This window comes from Paraburkholderia dipogonis (genome assembly GCF_046027395.1).
Lineage (GTDB): Bacteria > Pseudomonadota > Gammaproteobacteria > Burkholderiales > Burkholderiaceae > Paraburkholderia > Paraburkholderia dipogonis_A.
Window position 1 is genome coordinate 30,039 of sequence record NZ_JAQQEG010000028.1, and the last position, 18,887, is coordinate 48,925.

The window sequence follows — 18,887 nt, forward strand, 5'->3', positions numbered from 1 at the left end:
GCTCGCCGCGTCATGCTGCGAGCCGTTTTCCATTTTCCGCCCTGATTGCAAGCAGACATCTATCTTATAGACGTCCGATTTCGAACTGGCCGCTGACCGGTTTTTGCAACACTCTGTTCAACGCAGCCCAACTTGACTCTGTGCGTATGCACATATAGACTCCACCTCATGAACCGTCCCATCTCATACGACGAATGCAACTGCTTTGCGCTGCGCCAGGCGGCGCGGCACGTCACGCAAATCTACGAACGCCACCTCGGCGAGGTAGGCCTGACGGCTGCGCAGTTCACGATTCTCGCCAAGCTCGCGCGCACGCCGAATCTGCCCATGGTGGATCTGGCGGACGCGATGGTGATGGAGCGCACCACGCTGGTCCGCGCGATGAAACCCTTGCAGCGCGACGGGCTGGTGGTGGCCGAATCGGCGGAACATGACGGCCGCACGTTTCTGTTCAGCCTGACGGAGAAGGGCGAGGCCACGTTCGATCAGGCCGCCATCGCGTGGCGCGCCGCGCAGGACGAGTTTGAAAAGAAGTTCGGCCATGCGCGCGCCAAAACGCTGCGCGCCGAACTCTTCAGCATCACCGGCTAGTTGAGGCGCACCCGCTCGTTCTGACGAGCATCGGTTCGCCTGTTTGTGTGCATACGCACTCACTAACGAGGAAGTGTAGCAATGGAAGGGCTCTTCGACGACGACTGCTTTGCCATCCGCCAGGCCGCGCGTTATGTCTCGCAGATATACGACCGGCACCTGGCGAATGTCGGGCTGACCATCACGCAGTTTTCGCTGCTGGGACGGCTCAAACGCACCGGCCCCATGACGATGAAACAAATGGCTGAAGCCATGCGCGTGGAGCGCACCACCCTGGTCCGCACGATCCAGCCGCTGCGCCGCAACGGCCTCGTGTCGAGCGACGCACTCGGCGCCGACGCGCGGGCGCTGACGATCACGCTCACGCCAGCAGGCGAAGCACGTCTCAAGGCAGGCGGTGAACATTGGCATGCCGCGCAAGCCGAATTCGAGCATCGTTTCGGCGAACGGCGCGCGGCTGCATTGCGAGGCGAATTGTTCGCCATCACACGGGATTCAATCTGAAGTCGCGGATACGGCGACGTACGGCCGGCGCACCCACGCGCCGTTTTTTTCAACGTAACGAGTGCATACGCACATACCGACATCATGTCCACTACTCCATCGACTATCGCCCCGCCGAGCGCGGCGCAGACCGCCAAACCGGCACGTCGCATTCCCTGGATGCTGCTCGCGGTCATCACAGTGCTCGTCGTGCTGGCGCTTGCGGCGTCGTACTGGTTCTTCGTCGGCCGCTTCGTCGAAACGACTGACGATGCCTACGTGGGCGGCGATGTCACCGTGATGGCGCCGAAGGTGAACGGCTTCGTCACGGATGTGCTCGTGCACGATAACCAGTTCGTCCACGCGAACGAGGTGCTGATCCGGCTCGATGCGCGCGACTACGACGCGCGGCTCGCGCAAGCCACGGCGGAAGTGCAGAGCGCGCAAGCCGCGGTGACCGAACTGCAGGCGAAGAAATCCTTGCAACTCGCCACCATCAACGAGCAGGCCGCCGAGGTGCGCGCGTCCGGCGCCGAGTTGACGCGCAGCGCCGCGGACCAGACGCGTTACCGCGAACTGGTGAAGGACGACGCGGTATCGAACCAGGTCGTCGAACGCGCGGATGCCGATCTGACCAAAGCACGCGCGGCGGTCGATCGCAGTGGCGCCGCGCTGATCGCGGCGCAACGCCAGATCGCCGTGCTCGATGCGCAGATCGGCGACGCCGAGGCGCGTATCGCGACGGCGCAAGCCGCCCAGCGCGTCGCGGCCCTGAATGTGGAGTACACGACGATCCGCTCGCCGATCGACGGCTATGTCGGCAATCGCACGGCGCGTGTCGGCCTGCTGGCGAACACCGGCGTGTCGCTGCTGACCGTGGTGCCGTCGAGCGGATTGTGGATCGACGCCAACTTCAAGGAAGACCAGTTGAAGAAGATGCGCGTCGGCGACAACGTCGATGTCGATCTCGACGCATCGAGCACTGCGATTCACGGCGTGGTGGAAAGCCTTGCGCCGGCCACCGGCGCGACGTTCAGCGTGCTGCCCGCCGAGAACGCCACGGGCAACTTCACGAAGATCGTGCAGCGTGTGCCGGTGCGTGTGCGGCTGGATGTGCCGAAGGCCATGCAAGGCGTGCTGCGTCCCGGCCTGTCGGCCACGGTGAAAGTGCATGTCGATAGCGGCAGCACGCCGGCGCGTGGATGAGCCGATCATGACCCAAGTTCTCGCCAACCCCGCCGACTTACCGACGCGAACCAAAGTCCTGGCCTTCACGTTGATGTGCATCGGGTTTTTCATGGCGACGCTCGATATTCAGATCGTGGCGTCGTCGCTCAAGGATATCGGCGGCGGTTTGTCCGCGAGCCAGGACGAACTCTCGTGGGTGCAGACCTCGTATCTGATCGCCGAAATTCTGGTGATTCCGATGTCCGGCTGGCTCACCCGCGTGTTCTCCACGCGCTGGGTGTTCGCGTTTTCCGCGCTCGGCTTCACCATCACCAGCATGTTGTGCGGTCTCGCGTGGGACATCAACTCGATGATCCTGTTCCGCGGTTTGCAGGGGGCGCTCGGCGCCGCGATGATCCCGACTGTATTCACCACGGCGTTCGTGCTGTTCCCGGGCAAGGAGCGCCTGATTGCGTCCACCACCATCAGCGCGCTCGCGACGCTTGCACCGACTATCGGTCCGGTGATCGGCGGCTGGATCACGTCGCAATGGTCGTGGCACTGGCTGTTCTATCTGAACCTGGTGCCGGGTTTAGCCGTCACGCTGATGGTGCCGAAGTATGTGCACTTCGACAACGTCGACCTGTCGCTGCTGAAGAAAGGCGATTACCTCGGCATCCTTCTGATGTCCGGTTTTCTCGGTTGCCTCGAATACGTGCTGGAGGAAGGGCCGCGCAAAAACTGGTTCGGCGACGACGTGATCGTGACGTGTACGTGGATAGCGGCGATCTGCGGATTCCTGTTCCTCGTGCATGCGTTCACCGCCAAAGAGCCGATCGTCGATTTGCGCGCGTTGGCGATCCGCAACTTCGGCATCGGCAGTCTGCTGTCGTTCATCACCGGGATCGGGATTTTCTGCGCGGTGTTCCTGACGCCGGTGTTCCTATCGCGTGTGCGTGGCTTCGATTCGTTGCAGATCGGCGTGGCGTTGCTGTCGGTCGGCTGTTTTCAATTGGTGGCGATGGTGGCGTATTCGATGGTCGCGCGCTTCGTCGATATGCGGATCCTGCTGGTGTTTGGCCTGGTGCTGTTCGGCGTCGGCTGTTATCTGTATGTGCCGCTGACCAATCAATGGGGCTGGCAGGAGTTGCTGATCCCGCAGGCGTTGCGCGGCATCGGCCAGCAGTTCTGCATTCCGCCGATCGTCACGATGGCGTTGGGTTCTTTGCCGATGTCGAGGCTTCGTTCGGCAAGCGGCCTGTTCAACTTGATGCGTAACCTCGGCGGCGCGATCGGCATTGCGGTGAGCAGCACGATGCTCAACGACCGCCTGAACCTGCACTACGAGCGGCTGGATGAACATCTGAACGTGGGCCGTCCGGTGGTCGAATCGATCCTGCAACAACAAGGCGCGCATTTCGCGGCAGTGGGCGGCAACGTACTGAACGCGGCCAACGCCGGACTCGGAGAACTACATGCGCTGCTGATGCGCGAAGCACTCGTGCTCACGTTCTCCGACACGTTCTACGCCCTGTCGCTCTGTTTCGTGGTCGGCCTGCTGAGCGTGCTGTTCTCGCGCCCGTTCGGCAATACCGCACCGCCGCCTGATGCCCATTGAGGAATTCAACATGAAACCGATCCTTGTCAAAGTACTGGCGAGCGCCGCCTTGCTGACGCTCGCGGCGTGCGCGGTGCAACCGGAAACGCACGCGGATTTGCCGCAAACCGTGAAGACCGTCGCGCCTGCCGCGTGGAATGTCGACGCGCCGCAAGACAGCGTGAGCGCCAACGCGTGGTGGGAGCAATTCGGCGACCCGGTCATGCATCAACTGGTCGAATCCGTATTGACCGGCAATCTCGATGTGCAGGCGGCAGTGGAGCGCGTCAAGCAGGCGCAGGATCTGGCGAAGCAAAATCGCGCGGCTCTGTTGCCTGAGTTGAACGCGAGCGCGACCGCGTCCGATTCGCGTCAGAACACGCCGCCGCCGCTCGGCTATGTGCGCCAGGCCGGCGTCGGCTTGACGGCGAGCTGGACGCCCGACGTGTTCGGTGGCGAACGTCTCGCCGTGCTGGCGGCGCAGGCGCAAGTGTCGGGACGCCAGTCGGCGTTGAACGAAGTGCGCCTCGCGCTCGCGGCGAATACCGCGGCAGCGTATATCGATCTGCGCTGGGCGCAATCGCAGTTGCAGATTCTGAGCGACAACGAGCAGATCCGCGCACGCGCGCTGAAGCTCACGCAGCAGCGTCTGCACTATGGGCTGTCCACGCAACTGGACGTCGCGCGCGCGCAGAACCAGCTCGAGGATTTGCAGGCGCAGATTCCGCTCGTGCAATCGGCGGTGCAACATCAATTGAGTCTGATCGCGGTGTATTCGGGCCGCACGCCGGAGAGCGTGGACAGCTTGCTGCTCGCCAACGCACGCGACATTCCGGTGCCCGCGCAAAGCGTGCCGCAGATGCTGCCCTCGGAAGCGCTTCTGCAGCGTCCCGACGTGCGCACAGCGTACGCGACGGTCGAACAGCGCGCGGCGGAAGTGGGCGTCTCGAAAGCGCAGCGCTATCCGCAGTTCCGGCTCAGTCTCGCGGACGGCTTGCTGGCCTCGTCCTATCTCGGCTTGCCGACGCTGACCGACAACCTCTTCAGCGCCGCGTTGAACGCGACGAGCCCCATCTTCAACGCGGGCCGCATCACCGCGAATATCGACGCGAGCGAAAGCCGCATGCGCGAATCGCAACTCGGCTTGCAGCAAACCATGCTGCAAGCGCTGAAAGAAATCGAGGACAACCGCAGCGATCTGGTGAGCGGCGCAGTGCAGGTGCAACGTCTTGGCGGCGCACTCGATGCATCGAACCAGGCGCTGCGTCTGTCGAGCGAACTGTACAAGGGCGGCGCGTCGAGTTTCCTCGATGTGCTCGCGGCGCAGGAGGCGTATCTGCGTGACGCGGAGTCGTTGAACCAGGCTAAACGCGAACATGCGCTTTCGGCGGTCGCGTTGTACCGGTCGCTTGGCGGCGGCTGGGATGTGCCTGACGCGGTCACGGCGGTATCGGCGAACAACTGATCGACTGATGCACGGGCGTGGCCAATGAGGTGTTGAACCAACTGGAGAGAAATGATGGCGAACCAGCGAGAAGTAGTGATCTGCAATCCGGTGAGAACGCCGATCGGCGCATTCGGCGGATCGTTGAAGGACGTGCCCGCCACCGGAATAGGCGCGGTCGCCGTGCGTGAGACGTTGCGCCGCAGCGGGCTCGACGCGGCCGAGTTGGCGTCGGTTGTGATGGGCAATGTGATTCAGGCCGGCAACAAGATGAATCCCGCGCGCCAGGCATCGATCGGCGGCGGTGTGCCGGTGGCCGTGCCGGCGTTGACGGTCAATCGCGTGTGCGGCTCGGGCGCGCAGGCGATCGCGTCGGCGGCCCAGGAAATCCTGCTGGGTCTCGGCGATGCGGCCGTGGCGGGCGGCATGGAGAACATGGACCGCGCGCCATATCTGCTCGACGGCGGCCGCTGGGGCTACCGCATGGGCAACGCGCAAATCCACGACAGCCTGTTGCGCGATGGCTTGAACGACGCGTTTTCCGGCGAGCATTCCGGCTGGCACACCGAAGACCTCGTCGCGCAATTCGACATCACGCGCGAAACCCAGGACCGTTGGGCCGCGCGTTCGCAGCAGCGATTTAGCGAAGCGCAGGCGCGCGGCGATTTTGACGCCGAACTGGTTGCCGTGGAAATAGCCGGCCGCAAAGGCCCGCAGCATTTCACGCGCGATGAACAGCCGCGCCCCGACACCACCGTGGAAACGCTCGCGAAACTGCGTCCGGCATTTCGCCCCGAAGGCACGATCACCGCAGGCAACGCGCCCGGGTTGAACAGCGGCGCGGCCGCGATGCTGGTGGCCGAGCGTGGTTTCGCGGAAGCACGCGGGATCGTGCCGTTCGCGCGGCTCGTGTCTTATGGCGTTGCCGCGGTCGAGCCCGGCATGTTCGGCCTCGGTCCCGTACCGGCCGTGGAGATGGCGTTGGCGCGAGCCGGTTGGCAATTGCACGACGTCGAGCGCTTCGAAATCAATGAAGCGTTTGCCGCCGTGCCGATCGCGGTCGCGCGCAAACTCGGCATTGCGGACGAACTGATCAACGTGCAAGGCGGTGCGATTGCGCATGGCCATCCGATCGGCGCAACGGGCGCCGTGCTGACGACACGCCTGCTTCATTCGATGCGGCGCGACGGTCTCAAACGCGGCATCGTGACCTTGTGCATCGGTGGCGGTCAGGGTATCGCGCTCGCATTGGAAATGCTGTGAGTTTGAGTTAATAGCGGCAGGGTGCGTCGGCGTGCGAAATACTTCGACGCACCCTCGCTGCGCATTCGATCAATGCACAACGCATTAACCGTGATGCATTCTTCGGCACTAGAGTGCCGTCCCATATTTAAAGTTTTTATTCCGGCATCAGTTTCGTTTAGCATCATTGCCATTTCACAAGAACATCACGAGACATGGCACTGATCGCTCGAAACATCCTCGGTATTGCCGTACTGCTACTCATCGCGTTCATCTTTTCTACTAACCGTCGCGCCATCCGCTTACGGACTGTAATCAGCGCGCTGCTGGTGCAGATCGGTATCGGCGCGTTCATTCTGTTCGTGCCGGTCGGCAAGTCGATTCTTTCGGGCGCGGCGTCCGGCGTCAATCATGTGCTCGGCTACGGCAACGCGGGCATCGAGTTCCTGTTCGGCGGACTCGTGCAAGCGAAGATGTTCCAGGTCTTCGGCGACGGCGGTTTCGTGTTCGCCGTGCGCGTGCTGCCGGCCATCATCTTCGTCACGGCGTTGATCTCGGTGCTGTACTACCTCGGCGTGATGCGCTGGATCGTGATCGTGCTCGGCACGGTGTTTCAGAGGCTGCTCGGCGTGTCGAAACTCGAGTCGTTCTCCGCGGTCACCACGATCTTCCTGGGCCAAAGCGAAATGCCCGCCGTGGTCAAACCCTTCACGCGCGATATGACCGGCGCCGAGTTGTTCGCGGTGATGTCGAGCGGCATGGCGGCCGTCGCTGGTTCGGTGCTCGCGGGTTATGCGGGGCTTGGCGTGCGCATCGAGTATCTGCTGGCGGCGTCGTTCATGGCGGTGCCGGGCGGCTTGCTGTTCGCGAAGATCATTCACCCATCGACCGAACCAAGCCGCGTTCATCTCGACAACCTCAACTTCGACGAGAAGCGTCCCGCCAATATCATCGAAGCCGCGAGTGCCGGCGCGACCGTGGGCCTGAAAATCGCGGTGATGGTCGGCGCGATGCTGATCGCGTTCGTCGGGCTGATTGCGTTGCTCAACGGAATCGTGGGCGGCGTCGGCGGCTGGTTCGGCCATCCGCAACTGTCGATGCAATCGGTGCTCGGCGTGATATTCGCGCCGCTTGCCTATCTGATCGGCGTGCCCTGGAACGAGGCCACGATTGCCGGCAATTTCCTCGGGCAGAAGGTCATACTCAACGAGTTCGTCGCGTACGCGTCGCTGTCGCCGTATCTGAAAGACGCCGCGAGCGTAACCGCCGCCGGTCTGCAGGCGCTCGATCCGCGTACCATTGCTATCCTGTCGTTTGCGTTGTGCGGCTTCGCGAACTTTTCGTCGATCGCGGTGCTGACGGGCGGCTTTAGCGCCGTCGCGCCGGGGCGCCGTGCCGAAGTCGCGCGTTACGGCCTGCGTGTCGTGCTCGCCGCGACGCTCTCGAACCTGATGAGCGCCACGATTGCGGGCATGTTCATTACGCTGAATTGAATCGAGGATTGCTGGATGAATATGGAACAACTGTTGGAACGCGCGGGCGTCGCGCGAGAAAAGGCCTATGCGCCTTATTCGAAATTCAAGGTCGGCGCGGCGCTGCTGACCAAAGATGGCCAGGTGTTCGACGGCTGCAACGTCGAGAACGCCTCGTACGGTTTGTGCAATTGCGCGGAACGTACCGCGTTTTTCAGCGCCATTGCGGCGGGTTATCAGCGTGACCAGTTCGCCGCGCTCGCCGTGATCGGCGATACGGACGGCCCGATCGCGCCATGCGGCGCGTGCCGCCAGGTGATCATCGAACTGGGCGGCCCTGAACTGCCGATTCGCCTCGGCAATCTGCATGGCGCCACGCGCGACACCACCGCGCGCGAACAATTGCCGGATGCGTTCTACCTATGAGCAAGCACAAGGTCATCTACGACACCGACCCAGGCGTGGACGACGCGATGGCGCTCGTGTTTCAGGCGCTGCATCCGGATCTCGAATTGCTCGGTCTGACGAGCGTATTCGGCAACGCGACGATCGCAACGACCACGCGCAACGCGCGCTTTCTCGCCGGACGGTTCGCCGCCGGCGTGCCGGTCGCGCAGGGCGCGGCGGCGCCGCTCAAGCGCACTGCGCCTGAACCGCTCGCGTGGATTCACGGCGACAACGGGCTCGGCAATATCGCACCGGATACAACGGAGCAGGCCGCGCTCGACGCGCGCCCCGCGCACCGCTTCATCATCGACACGGTGCGCGCCCATCCCGGCGAAGTGACGCTGCTCGCCGTGGGCCCGCTCACGAACCTTGCTCTCGCGCTCGCCGACGATCCGCAGATCGCCCCGCTCGTCAAACAGGTGGTGATCATGGGCGGCGCGTTCGGCACGGACGGCGTGCTCGGCAACGTCACGCCCGCGGCCGAAGCCAATATTCTGGGCGACCCGGACGCCGCCGACATTGTGCTCGGCGCGGGGTGGCCGGTCGCGATCGTCGGTCTGGATGTCACGCAGCGCACTATCATGAGCCATGATTATCTGGCGTCGCTGCGCAATCGAGGCGGCGCGGCAGGCGAGTTCGTGTGGCAAGTGTCGCGGCACTACGAGGCGTTTCACGAGCAAAGCGCGCAGCTCGAGGGCATCTATGTGCATGATTCGTCGGCGGTGGCTTATGTGCTGGCGCCGCACCTCTACACGACGCGCAGCGGTCCCGTGCGTGTGTTGACGGACGGTATCGCGGTCGGCCAAACCATCCAGAAGCCATCGACAATGCCCGTGCCCGCGCCAGCCTGGGATAGCCGGCCCGACTGCAAAGTATGTATCGACGTGGATGTGCCCAGCATGCTGGCGCTTTACGAGCGCACCATTTGCGGCACGCTTTGAGAATGACGCTGTCCTACACCTGACGCACAAGCGGCATCACGCGGATTGATCTGACGTAAGCCGCTGTGCAATGCAACACATCCGGGCAACGGCAATCGAGTCGGTGCCGATCTTCAATCTTTGCTACATTTCTGCAAACGCACTGCATAAGCTCCTCCTGAACCCGTGGCTCATGGACGCCAGTGCGTGACCGAAATCTATCAAGAGGCCAAAGATGCGAATTCTAGTAGTAGGGGCGGGCGCCGTGGGCGGCTACTTCGGCGGGCGTCTCGCAGCGGCGGGCCAGGACGTGACCTTCCTCGTGCGCCCAGGCCGGGCGGAAAAGCTCAAGCGTGACGGACTCGTCATCAGCAGCGTGCGCGGCGATCTCAAACTGCCCGATCCCCAAACGATTCTCGCCGGCGTCAGCGCAGAGCCGTTCGATCTGGTGCTGCTGAGCTGCAAAGCCTTCAGTCTCGACGACGCCATCGATTCCTTCGCGCCGCTGGTCGGCGAGTCGACGCTGATTCTGCCGATGCTCAACGGCATGCGCCATATCGACGTGCTCAACGAAAAGTTCGGCGCCGCGCGCGTGCTGGGCGGCCAATGCGTGATCGCCGCCACGCTCAACGCCGAGCAGCACATCGTGCATCTGAACGACACCCACGCGATCACTTTCGGCGAACAGGCCGGCGGCACGTCGGAACGTGTTCAGGCTATCGCCGACGCCATGGCCGGCGCGAATTTCGACGCGCTGGTCAGCGACAACATTTTGCTGCGCATGTGGGAGAAGTGGGTGTTCCTGGCCACATTGGCGGCCAGCACGTGCTTGATGCGTGGTTCGGTGGGCGATATTCTGGCTGCGCCGGACGGCAAGCGCGTGATCGAGAATCTGCTGGGCGAATGCCGCGCGGTGGCGGAGCACAACGGTTTCACGATGGGCCCGGACTTCGACGCACGCGCCACGCAAACGCTCTTCACGCCTTCGCCGCTTACCGCTTCCATGCTGCGGGATGTGGAAAACCATTCGCATACCGAGGCGGATCATATTCTCGGCGATCTGATCTCGCGCGGCGGCGACGCGCAAAAGGGTGAGCACGGCTTGTCGTTGCTGCGTATCGCCTATAGTCATCTGAAGACGTATGAAGCGAGGCAGGCCCGCACGTCCTGAACGATGCCACGGTGCGAGCCAGGACTCAGCGGGCAGGCCATGACAGCTTAACGATCAGAGGTGAAGCATGCCGAGTCCAATCGGATCAGTGCCCGCACTCAGCGCCGCTTCGGCCACGATCTTCTCGATCGGCATCGTCTTTCTCGGCTACTGGGGTTTGTATGAACCGACGCAGTGGCGAGTCGCCGACGTCTTCGTGTTCGTGTCCGCGCTGATCGGTTTCGGCTGCCTCGGACTCGTGCCGTGGGTCGCCACGAGCCCTGTCGAGCCCGAGTCCAGCGATAGCCGGATTCGCATTGCGCGGCATCTGTTTCTTGTCGGCGTGGTAGGGATCTGGCTTGCGGTGGCGATGTCGGTGATCTTCTAGAACGACACCCATTCTCACGCACAAAAAAGCGCGCGCCTTGCAGAGATGCAAGGCGCGCGTTTTCGTTGAAGCGCACCGACCAGGCTTGGCGCTCGATCTGCCGGTTCCAGCGCGTATCCCACTGCACGCGGTGCGCGTTGATCGTATCCCAATCCACCACCGTCACCTTGCGTACCAGATCGTCGACGTTGCCGAGGCTTTGCTGCATGGGCGGCGTCATCTTCGCGAGACGGTTGGTGGGAATCTGACGGCCGGCCTCGGCGGCCTTGGTCTGCGCCGGCGCGGACAGCAGGAATTGCGCGAGCTTCTGCGCTAGTTGCGGATCGGGGTTGTTGTAATCCGCGCATTGTCTGAAGCGCAGCCCGACGGCGGGCGTGGCGGTGCCGATTCTGGATCGCACCGGCGTGGCGGTGGCGGCGTTGAGCGTCGGCACGCTGGCCGCGCGTCTCGGCGACGACCGCCTGCCGATGGTGGTCGAATTGCTGCGGCCGCAGGCCGATGCGATCGGCCCGCAAACCAATCCGTTCGATGTCGCGTTGCGCCGGCCGATGCACGGCTTGTCGCGTGCGATGACCACTGAACGGATCACCGGCTGAGCGCACGCGCGATGAACGAGGCAGCGCGCAAACCGCGCCACCTCGCGGACCGCCTGGGACCGCTTAGAACACCTTCACTGGCACATTCACCACCAGCCGGTACTCCATGTTGTTGCCGTCCGAGTAGTGATACTGGCTGTTGTGCCACATCGCGATGAACGTGATCTTCGTATCCTTGAAGCGTCCGCTTTGCAGCGTGTAGCTCGGAATGAAGCCGAATTCGTGGTGATGGCCATGCACCGGTTCGCCGTTCTTCCAGTACAGATCATGCAGCGGCGCGGAAGGCGAGGCATTCTCCGCCGCGCCCGCCGATGCATCCGCGCCCCAGCCGTATTGCCCCCAGAACATAGCCTTGAGTCCCGGCACGCCGGCGTATTTGCCGTCGAACGTATAGCGCAATTGCAGCGACTGCTCGTGTGGCGCGTTGTAGTCCACGTCCATGGAGTTGGTCAGGTAGATGCCGTTGGTCTCGTTGACGTAGTCGAAGAACTGGTCGCCGAGCACCTGCTGGTAACCGAGCAGAACCGCATGCGGGCCGTGCTGCGCGGAGACCGACACGCTGTACGCATTGCTGTTGATGTGCCCCTGACGCGACGCGCCGGTGTCGTGCGTCGAGTAGAGGTTCGCGAGGCCGCTCCACTTGATGGTGGTCGGATCGCCGAACGACTGAGCGACCGAACCGTAGTACTGACGCCAGACGTCGTCGGCCTGATCGACGTATAGGGCCATCTCGCCGTTCTTCGCGTAGTGCCACGTGCCGCCCACATAAGTCAGGCGATCGATCCGCGTGCCGCCGTACGAGGTGGTGAGATTGCTCAGGTTCGTGTGGCCGCGCGCGTCGACTTTGGTGAAGCTGCCGGCCTGGAGCTCGGTGTGCGCGAGATCGTTGCTGACCACCGAGACGCCGAGGAAGGTCGGCGGCAACGCGCGGTTGTCGTGCGGTTCGAGGAACGGGTTCGTCACGTCTTGCAAACCGTACTTCACGACCGTTTCCGAAATGCGCCCCTTGATGTCGTACATGCCGGGATACGCCCACGCGAGCTGCTGCGAACCGCCGCCGTCCTTGCCCACGTGCACCATGTTGCCCGCGCCATTGCCGCCGTCGAGCTTGAGCGCGCCGAACAGCGACGCATCGACGCCGAAGCCGACCAGCCCTTGCGTGTAGCCGGATTCATAGTTGGCCTGCACGCCCTGGACCCACGCGTGACGGTAGATCGTGTTGGGCGCCTGGAAGTAATCGGAGTAGTTGCGAAACTGCAGATTCAGATGGCTGTCGGCGATAAAGCCCTTGCTCGCCGCCTGGCTCGACAGCGGCGCGGGCGGCGTGACCGTCTGACTGGCCTCGGCGTTGACGATGGCGTTGGTGGTATCGGGTTGGTCGTTGCGCACTTGCCCGCCTTGTTCAGCGCGGCGCTTGCCGGACGTATCGTTTTGCTGCGTCGGCGTGGTTTGCGCGAGTTGCGTGGGGGACGACAACGTTTGCGCGAGCGTTTGAGTTTTAGACGCCTCGGAGGTGGGCTCCGTGACGCCGTCGTCGGCATACGCGTTAGCGGCTAGTGTCAGTGCGGGAAGCGTGAATGCGCAGTAAAAGAACGTTCCTGCTCCGGTTTTTTTTGACCGGTTTTTTGATCGGGTATCTTTCATTGAGTACGTCTCTGATTATTGTGGTGAATCTTTGGCTGGCGGTTAGCCAGTCCACGCTTAACATTCGTCCAGCGCTTGGCAGGACGAACGAATCCAACGGCGCGACGGCCCGTCGCGCCGGGAATACGGTTTTAATCTCTCAGGTTCTTCGGTGTTCTGGCGGTGCGCCAGCGGCACTTACCTCACGGTGTCTTCCACGCGAATACACGCGACCCGTGTCGCCCTGGCGCCGTGCGTGACGGGCTGCGGAATCTCCCTCGCGCAGGCTTCGATCGCATCCGGGCAGCGCGTGCGAAACGCGCAACCGGAGGGCGGACTGAGCGGCGAGGCAATCTCGCCGCGCAACAGCAGATGACGGCGCGCGCGCTCGACGACCGGATCGGGCACCGGCACGGCCGAGAGCAACGCCCGCGTGTACGGATGACGCGGCGTGCCGTACACCTCGCGCTTGTCGCCGAACTCCATCACACGTCCCAGATACATCACCAGCACGCGGTGGCTGATTGCTTTGACTACGGCCAGATCGTGCGCGACGAATAGCAGGGAGAGCGACAGTTCGCGCTGCAGATCACGCAGCAGGTTGACGATCTGCGCCTGGATCGACACGTCGAGCGCGGACACCGGCTCGTCGCAGATCACCAGTTGCGGCTCGCCGATCAGCGCGCGCGCAATGCCGACGCGCTGACACTGGCCACCGGAAAACTCGTGCGGATAACGGCGCAGATGCTGCGCGTTGAGACCGACGCGTTCGAGCATGGTCAGCACGCGCCGCTGCACGTCGGTACGCGCGATTTCCTGGCCGTGCGTCATCAACGGTTCGGAAACGATCTGTTCGATCGTCATGCGCGGATCTAGCGAGGCGAGCGGGTCCTGGAAAATCATCTGCACGTCGCGGCGCAAACGCGAGGTATCGCGGCGCGCGCCCGGCAGCACGGTTTCGTCGCCGAGCCAGCGTACGCTGCCGCTCGCCACTGGCACGAGTCCGATGATCGCGCGCGCGAGCGTCGACTTGCCGCAACCCGATTCGCCGACGAGCCCCACGGTTTCGCCGCGCCGCACGTTGAACGACACGCCGTCCACCGCGCGCAGCGTCGCTTTGCCGGACCACGGAAAGCCGCCGCGCGGCACGCCGAATTGCACCTTGAGATTGTCGACGCGCAGCAACGTTGCCGCATCCTGATTTGCAAGGGGAGTGGTGTTCATACGTGTTGTGCCTCGAGAATTTCCCCGACTGGGCGATGGCACGCGCGCAGCGCGTCGGCGTGATCAGCGGAAGCGGCAAGCGGTGGACGCGATTCGCGGCAGCGCTCGGTGCAATACCCGCAGCGCGGCGCGAATGCGCAACCCGCACCGACTTCGCCGGGCAGCGGCGGGTTGCCAGGAATGGTTTGCAGCGGACGGTCGTCGTCATCGTCGGTCAGACGCGGCAGCGCATTCAAAAGACCGAGCGTGTACGGATGCGTCGGCGCGGCGAATAGCGCGGCGGCGCTCGCCTGCTCGACGGTCTGGCCGGCGTACATCACCATCACGTCGTCGCACAGGCCGGCCACGACGCCCATGTCGTGCGTGATCAGAATGATCGCCGTGCCGCGTTCGCGATTCAGTTCGCGCAGCAGTTCGATGATCTGCGCCTGCACGGTCACGTCGAGTGCGGTGGTGGGTTCGTCGGCGATCAGGATTTCGGGCTCGGAAAGCAGCGCCATCGCGATCATCACGCGCTGCCGCATGCCGCCCGAAAACTCGTGCGGATACATGTTGATGCGCCGCGCGGCGTCGGGAATGCGCACCGATTCGAGCGTTTCGATCGCGCGGCGGCGCGCTTCGCGGCGCGACATCTTGCGATGCAGTTGCAGCGTCTCGGTCATCTGCCGTTCGATCGTCAGGAACGGATTCAGCGAGGTCATCGGGTCCTGAAAGATCATGCCGATGCGGTCGCCGCGAATCCGGTTCAGCGCCGCTTCGTTCATGGTCAGCAGGTTCTCGCCGCGATAGGTCGCGGCGCCCGACACGCGGCCGTTGCCGGCCAGAAGGCCCAGCAACGCCATCACGGTCTGGCTCTTGCCGGAGCCCGATTCGCCGACGATGCCAAGCGTGCGGCCGGCCTCGAGCGAAAACGACACGCCTTGCACCGCGTCGACGGGTGCGCCTTCGCGGCGCGTAAAGCGCACGCTGAGGTCTTTGACTTCGAGTAGCGGCATCTCAACGGTCCTTCGGATCGAATGCGTCGCGCAAACCATCGCCGACGAAATTCACGCAATACAGCGTCACGCACAGCATCACGGCCGGGCACAGCAGCAGCCAGGGCATCGATTCGAGCTTCTGCGCGCCGTCCTGAATCAGCACGCCCCAGCTCGTCATCGGTTCCTGCACGCCGAGGCCGAGAAACGACAGCACCGATTCCGTCAGCACGATGTTCGGCACCGTCACGCTCGCGTACACCACGACCACGCCGAACAGATTCGGCACGATGTGACGCGCGATGATCGAACGCGAACTCACGCCGATCGCCTTCGCCGCGTCGATGAATTCGCGCGAGCGCAGCGATAGCGTCTGGCCGCGCACCACGCGCGCCATGTCGAGCCACGAAAATGCGCTGATGGTGAGCACGACCAGATAGAAGGCGCGGCCGAACATCGTCATCATCAGGATGGCGATCAGCATGTAGGGAATCGCGTACATCATGTCGACGATACGCATCATCACCGCATCGACGCGTCCGCCCAGATAACCCGCGGTCGCGCCGTACGCGACGCCGATCAGCCCCGACACCAGCGTGCCGAGCAGGCCGACTTCGAGCGACACGCGCCCGCCTTGCAGCGTGCGCGCGAGCAGATCGCGGCCGAGTTCGTCGGTGCCGAACCAGTGCATGTTTTGCAGCGTGGGCGGCAGGCTGATCGCGCTCCAGTCGCTATCGATCGGATTGTTCGGCAGGAACCACGGACCGGCCACGCAGGCGATCACGATCAGCATCAGCACGACGAAGCCGGCGAAGGCGGCGCGGTTGCGCACGAAGCGCCACGCGGCGGTGGCGAGCGGGCCGCGCGAACGCGGCGCCCTGGCGATGGCCGCGAGCGGATCGAGCGCCGCGGCAGTCGATTGAATTGAGCGGGGCATGGATCAATACCGGATGCGCGGATCGAGCCACGCATACGCGAGGTCGACCAGCAGATTGAACAGCACGGCGACAGCGGTCGTCAGCACGACGAGGCCGAGTACGAGGGTGTAGTCGCGATTGATCGCGCCGTTGACGACGAGTTGGCCGAGGCCCGGCAGCGCGAACACCGATTCGGTGACCACTGCCGCGGTGATCGACGAGATGCAGATCGAGCCGAGCAGCGAGACGACCGGCATCAGCGCGGGCTTCATCGCGTGGCGCAAGACGATCGTGCGGCCCGGCAAACCCTTGGCGCGCGCGGTGCGAATGAAGTTGCCCGACAGCACTTCGATCATGCTGCCGCGCATCACGCGGGCAATCGCGGCGACGTTGATGATGGTGAGCAGCACGATCGGCAGCACGCGATAGCGCCACTCGCCGTCGCCCCAACCGCCGGCCGGCAGCCAGCCGTGTCCTTCTGAGGTCTTCAGCAGGATCGCGAAGATCCACACGAGTACCGGGCCCAGCACGAAGGGCGGCACCACGTTGCCGATATTGCCGAGCACCATCACGAAATGATCGACGAAGCGGTCGCGCCGCACCGCGGCGATCGTGCCTAGTGCGACGCCGATCACGAGCGCGATCGGCACCGACACGCCGCCCACGCCAAGGCTGACCGGCAGCGCCTTCCACACCAGGTCGTTGACCGACCAGTCGGCGTAGCGGAACGACGGCCCGAGGTCGCCGTGCAGCAGCGAGCCGAGGTAGTGGAGGTACTGCAGCCACAACGGTTCGTCGAGGTGATACTTCGCGTTCAGGTTCGCCAGTACGGCCGCCGAGAGTTGCTTCTCGGTGTCGAACGGGCCGCCCGGGGTGAGATGCAGCAGCAGATAGCACGCGGTGATCACGGCGAGAATCGTCGGGATCGCCCAGAGCGTGCGGCGCAGCGTATAGGCCAGCATGACGGTGCTCCCCGCGTTTAGTGCTTGGTCAGATACATGTCTTGCGTGGCGCGCATGTCGAGGTAGTTGGTCGGCTTGTAGCCGCCTACGTACGACTTGACCAGCCGGTCGGCCGAATACTGGAAGAGCGATACCACGGGGTAATCGTTCATGGCCAGATCGTGCGCCTGCGTGAACAACGCGGTGCGCTTCGCGTCGTCGAGTTGCTGGTTGCCTTCGTCGATCAGCTTGTCGACTTGCGGATTGCAATAGCGCTGGTCGTTCTGCACGCTGTTGCAGCGGATCAGATCGAAAAACGAGTTGGCGTCGTTGTAGTCGACGAACCAGCCGTCGCGCGAGGCCTGCACCTTGCCGTCGTGGCGCTGTTTGAGCAGTACCTTGTATTCGACGTTTTCAAGCTTGGCGGTCACGCCGAGCTTGGTGCGCCATTCGGACGTGGCGAACAGCGCGACCTTCTTGTGCAGGTCGTTGGTGTTGTAGGTGAGCGTGAACGTCAGCGGCTTCGCGTCCGAATAGCCCGCGGTCTTCAGCAGGTTGCGCGCGTAGTCGATGCGCTTGGGCATCGGCCAGCTCGTCCACTCCGGCGTGAAGACGCCTGAGCCTTCGGTGCCCTTGGCGATCAGGCCGTACATCGGCACTTCGCCGTCGGCCGTCAGACGTTTGGTCAGCAGGTCGCGGTCCAGCACCATCGCCAGCGCCTGGCGGACGCGCTTGTCCTTGAAGGCCGGGTCGTCGTTGTTCAGGCTGTAGTAGTACGTGGCGATCTGCAGGCCGGTTTTCAGCTCGGAGCCGAACTGTTTGCTGACTTGCGCATAGACGCCTGACGGAATGGAATACGTGTAGTCGAACTGGCCGGCCTGATACATGCGCATCGCCGTTTCGTCGTTTTCGATCGGCAGGTAGGTCACTTTCGAAATCACGACCTTGCCGTTGTTCCAGTACGTCGGGCTCCTGGTGGCCACGAGGCGATTGCTCGGTTGCCAGTCGGTCAGCGCATACGGGCCGTTGCCCACGAAGTTGCCCGGACGGGTCCAGTCGCCGCCGAACTTCGCCACGACCGCGCGATTGACCGGCGTCATCGTCGCCATGGCCGTCAGCTGCGGGAAAAACGTCGCGGGCACTTCGGTCGTCACTTCGAGCGTGTACGGATCGACGGCGCGCACGCCGAGGCTCGCGAGCGGCGCTTTACCGGCGAGAATCGCCTTGGCATTCTTCACGAATTCGACCAGCACCGTGTATTTCGAACCCGTCTTCGGATCGAGCACGCGTTGCCACGAGTAGACGAAGTCGGCCGCCGTGACGGGCTGCCCGTTGCTCCAGCGCGCATCGTGGCGCAGCTTGAAAACCCATGTATTCGGTCCGCTACGCGACCACGACTCCGCGACGCCCGGCACGATCGCGCCGCTCGCGTCCATGCGCGTCAGGCCTTCGAACAGGTCGAGCCCGATCGTGTTGCCGGTCCACGACTCGATATGCGCGGGGTCGAGCGATTCGGTTTCGCCCGGCACCTGGCGGGTCATCTCCTGGCTGGCGGCGAGCGTGACGCCAGGCGGCACCGTGACAGCGAAAGCGGAAGGGGCAAACGTGAGGACGAGCGCGGTCAGCGCCGTCGTGTAGACGAACGGGGTTTTCATCGGTTGAGATCGCAGGAAAGGTCGAGAGAGAAACGCGCTGGCGCCGGGACGCCCGT

The 18,887-nt window shown here is 63.6% G+C and carries 17 protein-coding genes and 2 pseudogenes; 12 read left to right on the forward strand and 7 right to left on the reverse strand.

All coding sequences use genetic code 11. From position 1 onward, the window contains the following. Positions 1–168 precede the first annotated feature (168 nt). From PQR32_RS26680 to PQR32_RS26730, 11 genes are all read left to right on the forward strand, one after another. Positions 169–591 carry a MarR family winged helix-turn-helix transcriptional regulator gene (locus PQR32_RS26680; RefSeq protein WP_408233894.1) on the forward strand — a complete coding sequence of 141 codons (423 nt, stop codon included), beginning with the start codon at positions 169–171 and terminating at the stop codon, positions 589–591. An 81-nt stretch (positions 592–672) separates the two neighbouring features. Further along, positions 673–1,095: a MarR family winged helix-turn-helix transcriptional regulator gene (locus tag PQR32_RS26685; protein WP_408233897.1), complete on the forward strand. Its 423-nt coding sequence runs from the start codon at positions 673–675 to the stop codon at positions 1,093–1,095. 84 nt (positions 1,096–1,179) lie between these two features. Beyond that, on the forward strand, positions 1,180–2,280 hold the full coding sequence (locus tag PQR32_RS26690; protein ID WP_408233900.1) for an HlyD family secretion protein: 1,101 nt from the start codon (positions 1,180–1,182) through the stop codon (positions 2,278–2,280). 7 nt (positions 2,281–2,287) lie between these two features. After that, complete coding sequence (locus tag PQR32_RS26695) at positions 2,288–3,859, forward strand: DHA2 family efflux MFS transporter permease subunit (protein ID WP_408233903.1); 1,572 nt, start codon at positions 2,288–2,290, stop codon at positions 3,857–3,859. Positions 3,860–3,869: 10 nt separating this feature from the next. Then, entirely contained in the window at positions 3,870–5,303 is a 1,434-nt protein-coding gene (locus PQR32_RS26700) for an efflux transporter outer membrane subunit (protein ID WP_408233906.1), read from the forward strand. Between the two features lie 54 nt (positions 5,304–5,357). Then, positions 5,358–6,545 (forward strand): thiolase family protein, encoded by a 1,188-nt coding sequence (locus tag PQR32_RS26705; protein ID WP_408233909.1) that lies wholly within the window; start codon positions 5,358–5,360, stop codon positions 6,543–6,545. A 194-nt stretch (positions 6,546–6,739) separates the two neighbouring features. Beyond that, positions 6,740–8,017 (forward strand): NupC/NupG family nucleoside CNT transporter, encoded by a 1,278-nt coding sequence (locus PQR32_RS26710; protein WP_408233912.1) that lies wholly within the window; start codon positions 6,740–6,742, stop codon positions 8,015–8,017. A gap of 15 nt (positions 8,018–8,032) precedes the next feature. Then, on the forward strand, positions 8,033–8,422 hold the full coding sequence (locus PQR32_RS26715; RefSeq protein ID WP_012426313.1) for a cytidine deaminase: 390 nt from the start codon (positions 8,033–8,035) through the stop codon (positions 8,420–8,422). Continuing rightward, entirely contained in the window at positions 8,419–9,384 is a 966-nt protein-coding gene (locus PQR32_RS26720) for a nucleoside hydrolase (RefSeq protein WP_408233916.1), read from the forward strand. The genes PQR32_RS26715 and PQR32_RS26720 overlap by 4 nt, the downstream gene beginning before the upstream one ends. 214 nt (positions 9,385–9,598) lie before the next feature. Continuing rightward, positions 9,599–10,534, forward strand: a complete 936-nt coding sequence (gene panE / locus PQR32_RS26725) for a 2-dehydropantoate 2-reductase (protein WP_408233919.1) — start codon at positions 9,599–9,601, stop codon at positions 10,532–10,534. A 67-nt stretch (positions 10,535–10,601) separates the two neighbouring features. Then, positions 10,602–10,901 carry a hypothetical protein gene (locus PQR32_RS26730; RefSeq protein WP_408233922.1) on the forward strand — a complete coding sequence of 100 codons (300 nt, stop codon included), beginning with the start codon at positions 10,602–10,604 and terminating at the stop codon, positions 10,899–10,901. Between the two features lie 88 nt (positions 10,902–10,989). On the opposite strand, the pseudogene PQR32_RS26735 reads toward PQR32_RS26730, so the two are convergent. Then, positions 10,990–11,247 (reverse strand): annotated as a pseudogene (locus PQR32_RS26735) (ABC transporter substrate-binding protein); the annotation flags it as partial. A gap of 22 nt (positions 11,248–11,269) precedes the next feature. Between PQR32_RS26735 and PQR32_RS26740 the strand changes: the two are divergent. Next, positions 11,270–11,497: pseudogene (locus PQR32_RS26740) on the forward strand (IclR family transcriptional regulator); the annotation flags it as partial. Between the two features lie 63 nt (positions 11,498–11,560). Here the strand turns inward: PQR32_RS26740 and PQR32_RS26745 are convergent. From PQR32_RS26745 to PQR32_RS26770, 6 genes are all read right to left on the reverse strand, one after another. Continuing rightward, positions 11,561–13,141, reverse strand: coding sequence for an OprD family outer membrane porin (locus PQR32_RS26745; protein ID WP_408233925.1), 1,581 nt, complete (start codon positions 13,139–13,141; stop codon positions 11,561–11,563). A gap of 177 nt (positions 13,142–13,318) precedes the next feature. Continuing rightward, positions 13,319–14,344 carry an ABC transporter ATP-binding protein gene (locus tag PQR32_RS26750; RefSeq protein ID WP_408233928.1) on the reverse strand — a complete coding sequence of 342 codons (1,026 nt, stop codon included), beginning with the start codon at positions 14,342–14,344 and terminating at the stop codon, positions 13,319–13,321. Next, on the reverse strand, positions 14,341–15,339 hold the full coding sequence (locus PQR32_RS26755; RefSeq protein WP_408233931.1) for an ABC transporter ATP-binding protein: 999 nt from the start codon (positions 15,337–15,339) through the stop codon (positions 14,341–14,343). Before PQR32_RS26755 ends, PQR32_RS26750 begins: the two co-directional genes overlap by 4 nt. 1 nt (position 15,340) lies before the next feature. After that, entirely contained in the window at positions 15,341–16,255 is a 915-nt protein-coding gene (locus tag PQR32_RS26760; RefSeq protein ID WP_007177975.1) for an ABC transporter permease, read from the reverse strand. Between the two features lie 3 nt (positions 16,256–16,258). Further along, on the reverse strand, positions 16,259–17,197 hold the full coding sequence (locus tag PQR32_RS26765; protein ID WP_408233934.1) for an ABC transporter permease subunit: 939 nt from the start codon (positions 17,195–17,197) through the stop codon (positions 16,259–16,261). 17 nt (positions 17,198–17,214) lie between these two features. Further along, entirely contained in the window at positions 17,215–18,831 is a 1,617-nt protein-coding gene (locus tag PQR32_RS26770) for a peptide ABC transporter substrate-binding protein (RefSeq protein WP_408233937.1), read from the reverse strand. Between the last annotated feature and the right edge of the window lie 56 nt (positions 18,832–18,887).